Raw genomic sequence first — 12,589 nt, 5'->3', positions numbered from 1 at the left:
CTTGCGATCACCAGCCACCGCACCAGCATGCCCGACATGGACCCACATCTGAAACAGTCACTCAGAGTTGTCCTGACCGCCAGGCATCGCGATGAGTCGGCAGCGGCCGAGGAGGTCCAGGCCGAGGTAATGACGGCCTTCGGTCCACTCATCGTCCTGCTCGGCCAGGACGGCCCCGACGAGACGGATCAGGGAGGCGCGGTCGGGGAAGATGCCGACAACGTCGGTGCGGCGGCGGATCTCACGGTTCAACCGCTCCTGCGGGTTGTTCGACCAGACCTGGCGCCAGACTTCCTTCGGGAACGCCGTGAACGCGAGGACGTCGGCGCGGGCGGCGTCCAGGTGCGCGGCGACTTTCGGTAGTTTCTGCTCGACGGCGTCCAGGATCCGGTCGAACTGGGCGTGCACGGAGTCAGCATCCGGCTGGTCGTAGACGCTGTGCAGCAACGTCTTCACCCATGGCCAACTGGTCTTGGGTGTGACGGCCATGAGGTTCGCGGCGTAGTGCGTCCGACACCGCTGCCAGGACGCGCCGGGCAACGTAGCGCCGATCGCGGCGACCAGACCAGCGTGGGCGTCGGAGGTCACCAACCGCACCCCGCTCAGGCCGCGGGCGGTGAGGTCGCGGAAGAACCCCAGCTAGCCGGCCCGATCCTCCGCGGAGGAGGTTTGCAACCCAAGGATCTCGCGGTGCCCGTCGGCATTGACGCCGACCGCGAGCATCGCGTGGGCGTTGGCGACCCGGCCGTCCTCGCGGACTTTCATCACCAGCGCGTCGGCGGCGAGGAACGTGTAGGGCCCAGCGTCCAAGCGTCGGATGCGGAAGGCATCGACCTGGACGTCGAGGTCCTTCGCCATCTCGCTGACCTGCGACTTCGATAGCCTCGTGATGCCCAACGATTCCACGAGCTTCTCCATCCTGCGGGTCGAGACGCCCAGCAGGTAGGCGGTGGCGACGACGGTGGTCAGGGCCCGTTCAGCGCGTCGGCGTCGCTCGAGGAGCCAGTCGGGGAAGTAGGAGCCGGCTCGCAGCTTGGGGATCGCGGCGTCGATGGTGCCGAGGCGGGTGTCGAAGTCGCGGTGGCGGTAGCCGTTGCGAGAGTTCACCCGCTCAGGGCTCGAGGCGCCGTAAGCGGCTCCGCACACGGCGTCGGCATCAGCGGACATCAGGGTGTTCACGAACGTGCTCATCAGCTCCCGCAGCAGGTCGGGGCTCGCCTGGGCCAGTTGCTCGTGCACGAAGTGGGCAGGGTCCATCATGGGTCCAGCGGTCATCGCGTTCGTCTCCTTCAAAGGCACTGTGAGAGGTCCTTCGAAGCATCACTCGGTGGCCGCCTTCTACGTGTCAGCCGCGCCCGTCATCGGGGCTGGTCGTACACCACTCTGGTGGACACAACCCTCCTGAAGCGTCAGCTGTGTCACCCTGAACCCCACCCGTGTCACCCCTGACGCCGAGTTATCCACAGCCTTCAGGGGTGACAAATTGTCACCCTGACGCTCACCAGCTTCTGCGGGACTGGCTTCAAAGGCTCCTCCCTCACCAGGGGTGTCAGATTGTCATCCCTGCTGACCTGCATAGATGCAGATCCACCACGACGCCCATGAGCTGCAGCAACCTGTCGCCGGCCCTCATCACTGCGTTGAGGGCCCATGCTCGTGCCGTCGCTTCGGTCATCGCCACTTCGTAGCTGATGGGCCGGTACCGCATCGGGATTCAAGCGTCGATGACGCTTCGATCACCTTCACGGATGAAGCCGTCCACGACGAGCTTGGCAAAGTGACGCTGGACGGTGCGAGCAGAGCAGTTGGCGTAAGCCGCCAGCGTCTCGATGCCGGCATACGCAGCCCTCCCATCCCGGTGAGCGTGGTTAGCCAGGCCGATGAGGACGAGCTTGCGGGTGGAGTCACCCACGTACAAGGACAGCACGGCTGACGTGGCCTCGACGCTCACGTCGCGCTCACGCAGAGGCGCAGAGGCGCAGAGGCGCAGAGGCGCAGAGAAGTCGTACGAAGCTTCGAAGTCGTCTTGACCCGCAGTGAGACCCCGGTGGGGTCAGTGGGGCTGGTGAGACCAACAGCAGGCGCTGACGGTGACGGGAGGGTCACGTCACCGCGTCGGGCAGGGAGAACATGCAGACGACTCCCCCGTTCCGGATCTCCTCTACTCTGGAGCAAACTCGTTGCGGCACAACGAAAGCGCTTGACACGACTCCCCCGGTACGACACGCTCGTCACATGACTCCCCCGTCGTCCGGGGTTCCCGAGGTCGTGACCGCCTCGACGTCGCTGCAGGCCGCTCTCGACGCCTACGACGTCGTACGACTCCCCCGCAAGGAATCCCCGCACACCACCGACGCCCGGCGGCGTGACGTCGCCGTCCTGCTCCCCCGGCTGCGACGTTTCGCCGGCGAGGAACTCCTGGTGGCCGACCTCACGGTCCGCGCCCTGCGCGCGGCGTTCGCCGAGTTCGCCGCCGACCACGCACGGAGTTCCATCGCCCGCTGCTGGTCGACGTGGAACGGGTTCTGCTCCTTCCTCGTGGCGGAGGACGCGTTGCCGGGCAACCCGATGGGTGGTGTGCAGCGCCCGCACCCGGACCGCACGGGTCCCAAACCCCTGCGCGGGGAACGCACGCCGGAACTGTTGCTGTACTCGGTCGCGCTCGACCGGCCCGGGGCTCGTGATCCGTGGCCGGAGCGGGACCTCGCGGTGGTGGCGACGTTGCTCGTGAGCGGCATCCGCAGCGCGGAACTGCTGGGGCTGCGGGTGGGTGACCTGGCCGGCGCCGACGGTGATCAGCGACTGCGGGTCCTCGGCAAGGGCAACGCCGAGCGCAGCGTGCCCGTCGAGGCGGCGCTGGCGGAGGTCCTGCAGACCTACCTCGCCTCGCGTCGTGCGCGCTTCGCCTGCCCCGCGGTGCTGCCGCTGGACGCGGCGATGTTAGTCGACACCCGTGGCGCGGCCCTGACCCGCAACCAGCTGCAGTACCTCGTCCGGACCGCCTACCGGGCGGCCGGGATCCACGACCGGGTGGCGCGGGGTGCCTCGGTGCACGCTCTGCGCCACACCTTCGCGACCGAGGTCGTCGCCGCCGGGGGAAGCGCCGTGGAGATCATGCGGCTGCTGGGCCACCAGAGCCTCACGACGTCCCAGCAGTACATCGACGTGGCCGCCCAGGAGCTGCGGTCCGCGGCCGCGGGCAACCGCACCTACGCCGCGTTGCGCGGTGTCTCGGCAGGGTCGTCGGTGTCGGCACAGGGGTGAGGGGCACGCGCGACCGCGCACGCCGGACGCGCGGCGTGAGATGATCCCGGGGAGATTTCCACGAGCGAAGAGGACAGGCATGCCCAGCAACAGGCGCACGCAGTGCGCCAACAAGATGCCCTGGCCGGCCGGCAACCACCGCAGCCTCGAACGCTTCCTGGACGAAGCCGAACGCGCAGGCACCCTTGACACCATCGCCGAGCACCCCGCGGCCGCCACGGCCCTCGCACAGCCGCCCTACAGCCTGGACGCCGCCAGTGTCGGCACCGTCCTGCGGGACGCGGACAGCCGCGAGCAGGCCGCCGCCTACGTCAACGGCTGGCACCACTGGCTGCAGGCCGTCGGTGACGACTACCCGGACACGGCCTCCTCGGTCGAGGCCTTCGCCGCCTTCACCTCGGAGATCACCTCCGAGCACTGGGACGCCCACGGCGAGGACACCTCCTTCGACGACTTCTTCATCTCCCTCGTCGACGCCGCCGTCGCCGCGAAGAAGTCCGGCACCCCGACGCGGGAAGCGCTCGACACGCTCACCGGCGCCACCTCGGACTGACCGTCCCCGTCGCCGGGCCCCGTCAGGGGTCCGGCCGGTGCGTTCCTCGAGGTGGAACGGTCAGCTCGGGGGCAACGTCTCCCGCCACGGCTCCCCGAGGGCGATCTGACGCAGGTGGGTCGCGATGAGACCGACGTCGTCGAGCCCCTCGGCGACCGAGCGGACGAGGCGTTGGCCGTGGTCGGCGTCCGGGCGCAACGTCTTGATCCCGTTGCGGTCCAGGGCGGCCAGCGCGACGAACAACGCGATTCCCGGGTTCAGCGCCGAGTCGAACGGACGCGTCGTGGCGATGGCGTGCATCAGAGCACCCGCCTGCTCGTACTCGTCGCGGTAGACGCGCTCACCGTCGACGTCGACGGCAGGACGCGACGCAGCGGCCACCAGGGCCCCCACGTCGCGGATGCGGACGGGTTCCTCGGCGAGCCAGTCGGCGAGTTCGCTGATCTGGGCGACGGTCAGGAAGCGGGGACGCTCGGGGATCACCGAGCGCGCAGCGCTTCCCACAGCGCGGGGTTGCTGGTGGCGATGCGTTCGGCGATCGTCGCGATCTCCTCCTCCTGCTCGCGCGTGGACTGCTCGAGCATCGATTCGAAGAGCTTCTGCCGCGAGACACCGGGGTTGCGTCGCTGGAGGTCGTCCAGCATGCGTTCGTGCTCCTCCGAGAGGCGGAGGGTCATCTGGGCCATGCGATCCAGGGTACCCCAGTGATGTCGCGTGATGTCAGGCGTTGCGGCGTTCCCGCTGGTACGTCGTCCACGCCTCGGTGCACCGCTCGCAGCGACAACCGACGTTGCGGTAGCCGTTGGCCGAACCGTGCCGCGGATCACCGGGATCGGCCAGGAACGCCGCCTTGCGCTCCGCCGCGGAGGGGCGCGCCACGGCCACCCCCACGCCCAGTTCGGCCCGCCAGACCCGCACCGTCGGGTGGCTGACGCCGAGCACCCGGCCCGCCTCCTGCTGGGAGAGGTGAGCCGTGGCCTCGACGGCCTGCTGCCAGCTGTCGTGCCCGCAACGGCGGGCGATCTCGTCACGGTCGTAGCGGGGCACTGCAACAGCGTAGGTCGCACGCTCTCCCTTGACGCCGACGAACATGTTCGTCACGATCGTGTTCGTGACCCATCGACCACTCACCATCGTGGGCGCCGGCCTCGGCGGCCTCACCCTCGCCCGCGTCCTGCACGTCCACGGCGTCGAGGCCCTCGTCCTCGACCTCGACGAAGGACCCGACACCCGCCGCCAGGGCGGGATGCTCGACATCCACGAGGACACCGGACAGGCCGCACTGCGCGTCCTCGACCGCCACGGCGTCGTGCACCACGAGGAGACCGACGAAGGCGACGGCACCCGCCCCGAGATCGACCGCACCACGCTGCGTCGTCTCCTCCTCGACTCCCTGCCCCACGACACCGTCCGCTGGGGCGCCAGGCTCACCGCCGCCCACCCCCACCCCGACGGCGGCCACACCCTCACCCTCGCCGACGGCACCACCACGACCACCGACCTCCTCGTCGGCGCCGACGGCGCCTGGTCGCGGGTACGGCCCCTCCTGACCCCCGCGGTCCCCGCCTACAGCGGCATCTCCTTCGTCGAGTTCGACCTCGTCGACGCCGACGCACGCCACCCCCTCGCCGCCGACACCGTCGGCGCGGGGATGCTCTTCGCCCTCGGCCAGGACCAGGGGTTCCTCGCCCACCGCGAGACCGACGGAAGCCTCCACGTCTACGCAGGCCTCCGCGTCCCCGAGAACTGGACCCAGCGGCGCATCGACACCCGCACCGCCCTCCTCACCGCCTTCGACGGCTGGGACGAGAGCCTGCTCCGCCTCGTCCACGAAGCCGACAGCGGCTTCACCCCCCGCCCCGTCCACGCCCTCCCCACCGGACTCACCTGGGACCGGGTCCCCGGGGTCACCCTCCTCGGCGACGCCGCCCACGTCATGTCCCCCTTCGCCGGCGAAGGCGCGAACCTCGCCCTCCTCGACGGCGCCGAACTCGCCCGCGCCCTGCTCGAACACCCCGACGACGTCGAGACGGCGCTCGCGTGCTACGAGGCGGACCTCTTCGCCCGCAGCGAGGAGAAGGCCGCCGAGGCGGCCCGCAACCTCGACCTGATCTTCTGCGCCGACTCACCCGCGCCGCTGGTCGAGCAGTTCGCGATCCACTCCGCGACGGCCGCCGGAGCCCGGGTGTGACCCCCACCCCGCTCAGCCGCCGGGAACGACCCGCGAAACCCCCGCTGAGTCGCGACACGATCGTGGACGTCGCCCTGCGCCTGATGGACGCCGACGGCCTCGAACGGCTCACGATGCGCAAGCTGGCCGCCGCCCTCGACACCGGCCCGGCGTCGTTGTACGTCTACGTGCGCAACACCGCCGAACTGCACGCGGCGATCCTCGACCGCCTGCTGCTGGACCTCGAACCTCCGGTGGAGGGGGACTGGCGCGAACGCCTCGTCGCGCAGTTCAGCGGCTACACCGAACTGCTCTTCCGCCACCCCGGACTGGCCCGTTCGCTGGTCGCGGTCCGTCCCACCGGTCCGCAGTTCCTCGCGTTCGTGGACCGGGCGCTCGGGGAGCTGCACCGGGGCCACGTCCCCGCACGCCAGGCGGCCTGGGGGTTGGACCTGCTGCTGCAGCTGGCCACGGCCACCGCCGCGGAGCAGGCCACCCGTCGCGACTCCCCCGACACCGACGACGCGGTCGAGCAGGACGCCGTCCGCCACCACGACGGACACCTCGTCCACCTCGACCGGGTGAGCGACGAACTCTTCTCCGGAACCGGGCGGGACCGTCTGCGCTGGGCGTTGCGAGCCCTGCTGCACGGCATCGTCGCCGTCACCCCCACCGAGGGGTGAGCCCGGCGCTACCGTGAAGCCCGTGACGACCGCGGAGACCTCAGGACTTCCCCCGGTCAGCCTGCGGGCGTGGCGGCCCGAGGAGGCCGAACGGCTCTACGACCTGTTGCGCCGCAACGAGGTCATCCAGTGGTTCGGGGAGGCGGCGCGGGTCCCGCTGGCTGAGGTCACCCAGGCCCGCCACCGCATCGAGCAGTGGGCGCTGACCGCGCAACCCCCGCTGGGCACGCGCGCCATCGTGACCCCCGACCGCCTCGAACCCGTCGGCAGCGTCCTGCTCTTCACCGCACCGAACTCCGAGCACGGTGAGGTGGAGGTCGGCTGGTACCTCCACCCCGACGCCGTCGGCCACGGCTACGCGGCGGCCGCGGCCCTCACCGCCGTCCACGACGCCTTCGACGCGGGTCACGACGAGGTGTGGGCCCTCACCCACACCCACAACCTCCGCAGCCGTGCGACGGCCACCCGGATCGGGATGCGCGACCTCGGCGTCGTCGACGGCCTCTGGCACGACGGCCGGTCGCAACTGTTCGTGATCTCGAACCCGTCGGGCCGGTTCCCGGTCTGAGGAGCGCGGGGCTCCTCGGACCGGAGGAGGTCACTCCGCGACGACGGAACGGCGGTCGCGTTCGGCGAGGACGCCGTCCCAGTCGACGCCGCAGGCCGCGGCGATGGCGCGCAGGGCGTCCAGGGCCGCGGCGTGCAGACCTCCGGCGAGGCCCGCGGTGGCCTCGTCGCCGGCGCTCTCGGCCGCGGCGAGCAACTGGTCGAGGTTGCCGGTCAGGGCGGTGAAGCTGTCGGCCACGGGGGCCGGGGGCTGGGAGTGCTCGGTGTCGGTCACCTGCTCAGGGTGGCGGCTGCCGGCGGAGTCGGCGACCGCACCACCGCGAGCCCACTCCGACCCCACTCCGGACCCGGACCGGGCCGGACCTCAGGCGTCGGCGAGGAAGCGCTGCAGCACCCGCACGCCGAACTCCAGGGCGTCCACCGGAACGCGCTCGTCGATCCCGTGGAACATGCCCGCGAAGTCCATCCCCGCCGGCAACCGCAGCGGCGCGAAACCGTAACCGCGGATCCCCAGGTGCGAGAACGACTTGTTGTCGGTCCCCCCGGACAGGCAGTACGGCAGCACCTTCGCCCCCGGGTCCTCCGCCAGCAGGGCGGCCTGCATGCGGTCCACCAGCGGGGTGGCGAACTCCGTCTCCAGCGCGACGCTCTGGTTGACGACCTCGACGTCGACGCGGTCGCCCGCCAGGTCGCGGATGACCTCCATGAGCTGTTCCTGACGTCCCGGCAGGAACCGGGTGTCGATGAGGGCGCTCGCCGTGCCCGGGATCACGTTGTGCTTGTACCCGGCGTCCAGCGCGGTGGGGTTCGCGGTGTTCTGCAGGGTGGCGCCGACCCAGCGGGCGGTCGTGCCGAGCTTCGCGAGCAGCGCCGAGGGATCGGTCTCCTCGAACGCCACCCCGGTGATCTCGGAGACACCCTCGAGGAACTGCCGCACGGTGGCGGTGTACTCCAACGGCCAGGAGTACTCACCGATCCGCGTCACCGCGGCGCACAACCGGGTCACGGCGTTGTCGGTGCCGACCTGCGACCCGTGGCCCGCACGACCGTGGGCGACCAAACGCAACCAGGCCAGTCCCTTCTCGGCCGTCTGCAGCAGGTAGGTGCGTTGCCCGTCGAGGTCGACGGAGAAACCCCCGACCTCGCTGACGGCCTCGGTGACCCCCTCGAACAGCTCGGGACGCTCGTGCACCAGCCACTCCGCACCCTGCACACCCGCGGCCTCCTCGTCGGCGAGGAACGCGAAGACGATGTCGCGCGGGGGTCTCGTCCCCTGGCGGGCCATGTCGCGCAGGACGGCGAGCAGCATCGCGTCCATGTCCTTCATGTCGACGGCGCCACGACCCCAGAGGCAGCCGTCGGCGATCTCACCGGAGAACGGGTCGACCTTCCAGTCGGCCGCCTGCGCCGGGACGACGTCGAGGTGGCCGTGCATCAGCAGCGCGCCGCGCTCGGCGGTCCCCCGCTCGTCACCGGGCACCCGCACGACCACGTTGCCGCGCTTCGGGAACCCCTCGACGTACTCGGGCTGCAGACCGACCTCGTGCAGGAGTTCCATGACGTGCTCGGCCGCGACGCGCTCCCCCGGACCCGAACCGTCGCCGTAGTTGGAGGTGTCGATGCGCAGGAGATCGCGACACAGGTCCACGACCTCCGCCTCGGCCGCGCCCGTCCCGTTCGTCCCGTTCGTCGTGTCCGCGCTCACCTGCGCCACCGTAGAGCGTGCCGCCCCCGGGAGCGCGTCTCGGGTAGCGTCCCGGTGCCATGGACAGCTCCCGCGCGACCACCGACGACGGCGACTGGTCGGTGGACGCCCCGCGGGGACTGAGCGACACCGTCCACGACGCGATCCTCGAACTCCTGATGAACCGGGGCCTGGAGCCCGGCTCGGCGCTGCGGACCCAGACCCTCGCCGTCCGCCTCGGCGTCTCCGCCACCCCGGTGCGGGAGGCGCTGGCCCGCCTCGAGGGCTCGGGCCTCGTGGTCCGCAGCGCCCGCCGCGGCTACCGGGCCGCGCCGCTGCTCTCGGCGGAGGAGCTCGCCCAGCTCGTCGACGTCCGGCTGCTGGTGGAACCCGGCAACGCCGAGCGTGCCTGCGTCCGCACCGACGACGCCTTCGTCGCCCGGCTGTGGAGCGCGGTCGAGGACCAGCGCTCCGCGCCCACCGGTCCGGGCTACGCCGGCTTCAAGCACTACCTGGAGGCCGACTGGTCCTTCCACGAGCTGGTCGCGGAGGGGACGGGCAACCCGTTCATCGTCCGGACCCTGGACTCCTTCCGCGGTTTCGTGCAGCGTCTGCACCAGGTCGAGGAACGGGTGAGCGATGCGGACGAGAGCGTCTCGGAGCACGAGGCGATCGTGCGCGCCTTCGAGCAGCGCGATCCGGAGGGCGCCGCGCAGGCCATGCGCGCGCACCTGCAGGGTGTCCTGGACCGGGCGGTCGAGTGAACACGCCGGGAGGCGCTCGCCTTCTGGCGTGATTTTCTATAGAATCTGACTCAACGGACGACCTTTTGGAGTGACACCGTGAGCGACGACGCGCACACCCCGACGAGCACTCGCGTGTTCGACGGCTTCCCGGACGTGCTGACCCGCCAGAACTGGCCGATCACCGTCCCGATGATGCCGCACCCGCACGTCCTGAAGGACGGCACCACGGTGCAGGAGCAGTCCGCCGAGGGGTGGGCGCAGACGCTCGAGGTCATGACCGACGCGGGCTACACGAGCATCGACCCGACCGACACCTGGATCCGGATCGCGGACCTCTCCCCCGAGCGTCTCGACGAGTTCTCGGCCACGGTGCGCCAGGCCGGGCTGACGATCCCGGCGTTCTCGACCTCGCGTCGTTCGGTGATGGACCACGAGAAGGCCGACGAGAACCTCGCCTACTCCCACCGCGCCATCGACGCGTGCGCCGCGATCGGCATCCCGGTCGTGAACTTCGGGTTCATGCGCGGTTTCACCCCCGACCAGGCCAAGGCCCTGTGGTTCTGGCTGCAGCCCGGCTACTCCGACGACTTCAGCGACGACGTCCGCGCCGTCGCCGTCGCGAAGATCAAGGAACTGGCCGCGCACGCCCAGAGCGTCGGTGTCCAGATCGCCCTGGAGATGTACGAGGACACCTACCTCGGCACCGCCGACGGCATGGTGCAGTTCGTCCAGGACGTGGGTTTCGACAACGTCGGCCTCAACCCGGACTTCGGCAACATCCTGCGTCTGCACCGCGAGGTGGAGCCGTGGGAGGAGATCGCCGCCAAGACGTTCCCCTACACGAACTACTGGCACCTCAAGAACTACTACCGCGACGAGGAACCCGGCACCGGTTCCGTCCGCACCCACCCGGCTCCCCTGGAGTTCGGCACGATCAACTACCGCAAGGCGATCACGATGGCCATCGAGGCCGGGTTCCGGGGCGCCTTCTGCGTGGAACACTACGGCGGCGACAGCATCAGCGTCGGCGCCACGAACCGTGAGTACATCCGTCGCGTCCTGCCCAGGGCGACGACCTGGAAGCAGTTCAGCAGCTCCGCCGTGAACCACTGAGCGATCGAAGGAGACCGTTCGCATGACGAAGATCTTCGGGGACCCGTCCTCGTTCGTCGACGATTCCGTTGCCGGATTCGTGGACCTCTACTCCCACTTCGTGCAGCCGGTCCCGCACGGAGTGATCCGCTCCACCGCCACCCCCGACGGGAAGGTCGCCGTCATCGCCGGCGGCGGGTCCGGGCACTACCCGGCCTTCGCCGGCTACGTCGGGCCGGGCCTGGCCGACGCCGCCGTGTGCGGCAACGTCTTCGCCTCCCCCTCCACTCGCTGGGTCTACGACGTCGCCAAGGCCGCGAACCGCGGCGGCGGGGTCCTGCTGGGCTTCGGCAACTACGCCGGTGACATCCTCAACTTCGGCCTCGCCGCGGAACGCCTGCGCGCCGAGGGCATCCCCGCGGAACTGCTCGTCGTGACCGACGACGTCGCCTCCGAGGGCCAGGGCGCCAACGGGGAACGTCGGGGCATCGCCGGGGACGTCGTCGCCTTCAAGATCGCCGGTGCCGCCGCGGAGGCCGGTTACGACTTCGAGAACGTCGTGCGCGTCTCCCGTCACGTCAACGACGTCACCCGCTCGATGGGCATCGCCTTCGCCGGCTGCACCCTTCCCGGTGAGACCGAGCCGTTGTTCACCGTCACCCCGGGGAACATGGCCATCGGACTCGGCATCCACGGTGAGCCGGGGATCTCCGAGGAGCCCATCGGCACCCCGGAGGAGATCGCGACCCTGCTCGTGGAGAAGGTCCTCGGCGGCAAGCCCGACGACGCGCCGGACTCCGGGCGGATCGCGGTGCTGGTCAACGGCCTCGGCTCCACCAAGTACGAGGAGCTGTTCCTGCTCTACGTGCCCATCGCGAAGCAGCTGCGGGCCGCGGGTTACGAGATCGTCGCCCCCCAGGTCGGAGAACTCGTCACCAGCCTGGACATGGCGGGTTGCTCGCTCACGGTGACGTGGCTGGACGAGGAACTCGAGAAGCTGTGGACGGACCCGGCGCAGTGTCCGGCGCTGAGCGTCGGCGCGACGATCGAGACGACCCCGGCCCCGACGTACGTCGTCCCCGAGGACGAGGTCGCCGACTACAGCGGCACTCCCGCGTCGGCGCAGGAGTCGGGGCAGAAGATCGCCGGGCTCATCGAGGCCGTGCGCGAGGTGCTCAAGGACGCGGAAGCGGAACTCGGGCGCATCGACGCCATCGCCGGTGACGGCGACCACGGCACCGGCATGGTCAACGGTTCCGTCGCGGCCGCGCAGGCGGCGCGGACGGCCGCGGACGCCGGGGCCGGGGCCGCGTCGACGTTGTCGGCGGCGGGTGCGGCGTGGGCCGACCGCGCCGGCGGCACCTCCGGGGTGATCTGGGGCGTGCTGCTGCACGCGTTCGCCGACAAGCTCGGCGACGAGGGCACGCCGACGCCGGAGCAGGTCTCCGAAGGCGCCACCGCGTCGGTGGAGGCCGTGATGCGCCTCGCCGGTGCCCGCGTCGGCAACAAGACGATGCTCGACTCCCAGGTCCCCTTCGCGGAGACCCTCGCCGAGCGCATCGCCGCCGGCGACGACCTGAAGACGGCCTTCACCACGGCGTCGCAAGCGGCGACGGACGCCGCCGAGGCGACGAAGCAGCTGCGACCGCAGATCGGGCGGGCGCGGCCGTTGGCGGAGCGTTCCATCGGTCACCCCGACGCCGGTGCCGTCTCGCTCGCGCTGGTGACGCGCACCGTCGCCGAGAAGCTCTGAGGAAGGAAAGCGCATGACTGATCTGCAGTGGCGTGTGGTGCTGGCCGCCGACGAGGCCGGTGTCTCCTACAAGGACG

14 protein-coding genes and 1 pseudogene are annotated in these 12,589 nt (G+C 70.6%); 8 read left to right on the top strand and 7 right to left on the bottom strand.

Annotation, left to right across the window (positions count from 1 at the left end):
- Window positions 1-57: 57 nt before the first annotated feature.
- Window positions 58-1,275 (bottom strand): annotated as a pseudogene (locus ACFQ46_RS24230) (IS256 family transposase).
- Between the two features lie 439 nt (window positions 1,276-1,714).
- Complete coding sequence (locus ACFQ46_RS24225) at window positions 1,715-1,951, bottom strand: helix-turn-helix domain-containing protein (protein WP_380262919.1); 237 nt, start codon at window positions 1,949-1,951, stop codon at window positions 1,715-1,717.
- Window positions 1,952-2,235: 284 nt separating this feature from the next.
- Here ACFQ46_RS24225 and ACFQ46_RS24220 point away from each other — a divergent pair, with 284 nt between their 5' ends.
- Both ACFQ46_RS24220 and ACFQ46_RS24215 read left to right on the top strand, forming a co-directional pair.
- Window positions 2,236-3,264, top strand: coding sequence for a tyrosine-type recombinase/integrase (locus ACFQ46_RS24220; protein WP_380262917.1), 1,029 nt, complete (start codon window positions 2,236-2,238; stop codon window positions 3,262-3,264).
- 79 nt (window positions 3,265-3,343) lie between these two features.
- Window positions 3,344-3,817, top strand: coding sequence for a hypothetical protein (locus ACFQ46_RS24215; protein ID WP_328291609.1), 474 nt, complete (start codon window positions 3,344-3,346; stop codon window positions 3,815-3,817).
- 60 nt (window positions 3,818-3,877) lie between these two features.
- Here the strand turns inward: ACFQ46_RS24215 and ACFQ46_RS24210 are convergent, their stop codons facing one another.
- The 3 genes from ACFQ46_RS24210 to ACFQ46_RS24200 are packed head-to-tail and all read right to left on the bottom strand — an operon-like array spanning window position 3,878 to window position 4,864.
- Entirely contained in the window at window positions 3,878-4,321 is a 444-nt protein-coding gene (locus ACFQ46_RS24210) for a hypothetical protein (RefSeq protein ID WP_328291610.1), read from the bottom strand.
- On the bottom strand, window positions 4,297-4,503 hold the full coding sequence (locus ACFQ46_RS24205) for a hypothetical protein (protein ID WP_328291611.1): 207 nt from the start codon (window positions 4,501-4,503) through the stop codon (window positions 4,297-4,299). The genes ACFQ46_RS24210 and ACFQ46_RS24205 overlap by 25 nt, the downstream gene beginning before the upstream one ends.
- A 34-nt stretch (window positions 4,504-4,537) precedes the next feature.
- Window positions 4,538-4,864 carry a hypothetical protein gene (locus ACFQ46_RS24200; protein WP_380262915.1) on the bottom strand — a complete coding sequence of 109 codons (327 nt, stop codon included), beginning with the start codon at window positions 4,862-4,864 and terminating at the stop codon, window positions 4,538-4,540.
- A 43-nt stretch (window positions 4,865-4,907) separates the two neighbouring features.
- On the opposite strand from ACFQ46_RS24200, the gene ACFQ46_RS24195 reads away from it, so the two are divergent.
- The 3 genes from ACFQ46_RS24195 to ACFQ46_RS24185 are packed head-to-tail and all read left to right on the top strand — an operon-like array spanning window position 4,908 to window position 7,238.
- On the top strand, window positions 4,908-6,008 hold the full coding sequence (locus ACFQ46_RS24195; protein WP_380262913.1) for an FAD-dependent oxidoreductase: 1,101 nt from the start codon (window positions 4,908-4,910) through the stop codon (window positions 6,006-6,008).
- Window positions 6,005-6,670, top strand: a complete 666-nt coding sequence (locus ACFQ46_RS24190) for a TetR/AcrR family transcriptional regulator (protein ID WP_380262911.1) — start codon at window positions 6,005-6,007, stop codon at window positions 6,668-6,670. Before ACFQ46_RS24195 ends, ACFQ46_RS24190 begins: the two co-directional genes overlap by 4 nt.
- Before the next feature lie 22 nt (window positions 6,671-6,692).
- Window positions 6,693-7,238: a GNAT family N-acetyltransferase gene (locus tag ACFQ46_RS24185; protein WP_380262909.1), complete on the top strand. Its 546-nt coding sequence runs from the start codon at window positions 6,693-6,695 to the stop codon at window positions 7,236-7,238.
- A 30-nt stretch (window positions 7,239-7,268) separates the two neighbouring features.
- On the opposite strand, the gene ACFQ46_RS24180 is transcribed toward ACFQ46_RS24185, so the two are convergent.
- Both ACFQ46_RS24180 and ACFQ46_RS24175 read right to left on the bottom strand, forming a co-directional pair.
- On the bottom strand, window positions 7,269-7,511 hold the full coding sequence (locus ACFQ46_RS24180) for a hypothetical protein (RefSeq protein ID WP_380262907.1): 243 nt from the start codon (window positions 7,509-7,511) through the stop codon (window positions 7,269-7,271).
- Between the two features lie 90 nt (window positions 7,512-7,601).
- On the bottom strand, window positions 7,602-8,942 hold the full coding sequence (locus tag ACFQ46_RS24175) for a M20/M25/M40 family metallo-hydrolase (RefSeq protein ID WP_380262905.1): 1,341 nt from the start codon (window positions 8,940-8,942) through the stop codon (window positions 7,602-7,604).
- Window positions 8,943-9,001: 59 nt separating this feature from the next.
- Here ACFQ46_RS24175 and ACFQ46_RS24170 point away from each other — a divergent pair, with 59 nt between their 5' ends.
- The 3 genes from ACFQ46_RS24170 to ACFQ46_RS24160 all read left to right on the top strand — a co-directional run bounded on the left by ACFQ46_RS24170 (window position 9,002) and on the right by ACFQ46_RS24160 (window position 12,512).
- Window positions 9,002-9,685: a GntR family transcriptional regulator gene (locus ACFQ46_RS24170; RefSeq protein WP_380262903.1), complete on the top strand. Its 684-nt coding sequence runs from the start codon at window positions 9,002-9,004 to the stop codon at window positions 9,683-9,685.
- A gap of 78 nt (window positions 9,686-9,763) precedes the next feature.
- The gene (locus ACFQ46_RS24165; RefSeq protein ID WP_380161869.1) at window positions 9,764-10,780 is read left to right on the top strand and encodes a sugar phosphate isomerase/epimerase family protein; all 1,017 of its coding nucleotides are present in this window, start codon (window positions 9,764-9,766) and stop codon (window positions 10,778-10,780) included.
- Window positions 10,781-10,802: 22 nt separating this feature from the next.
- Window positions 10,803-12,512, top strand: a complete 1,710-nt coding sequence (locus ACFQ46_RS24160) for a dihydroxyacetone kinase family protein (RefSeq protein ID WP_380262901.1) — start codon at window positions 10,803-10,805, stop codon at window positions 12,510-12,512.
- The last annotated feature ends 77 nt before the right edge of the window (window positions 12,513-12,589 follow it).

Origin of the sequence: Kineococcus sp. GCM10028916 (genome assembly GCF_042674865.1) — a bacterium.
Lineage (GTDB): Bacteria > Actinomycetota > Actinomycetes > Actinomycetales > Kineococcaceae > Kineococcus.
The sequence above is the reverse complement of the archived record's forward strand: the minus strand, read 5'-3'. Positions and strand labels throughout refer to the sequence as shown.

Coding starts and splice junctions, on each gene's coding strand:
- ACFQ46_RS24160 (WP_380262901.1), top strand. CDS start 10,803: ATGACGAAGATCTTCGGGGACCCGTCCTCGTTCGTCGACGATTCCGTT.
- ACFQ46_RS24195 (WP_380262913.1), top strand. CDS start 4,908: ATGTTCGTCACGATCGTGTTCGTGACCCATCGACCACTCACCATCGTG.
- ACFQ46_RS24220 (WP_380262917.1), top strand. CDS start 2,236: ATGACTCCCCCGTCGTCCGGGGTTCCCGAGGTCGTGACCGCCTCGACG.
- ACFQ46_RS24215 (WP_328291609.1), top strand. CDS start 3,344: ATGCCCAGCAACAGGCGCACGCAGTGCGCCAACAAGATGCCCTGGCCG.
- ACFQ46_RS24205 (WP_328291611.1), bottom strand. CDS start 4,503: ATGGCCCAGATGACCCTCCGCCTCTCGGAGGAGCACGAACGCATGCTG.
- ACFQ46_RS24170 (WP_380262903.1), top strand. CDS start 9,002: ATGGACAGCTCCCGCGCGACCACCGACGACGGCGACTGGTCGGTGGAC.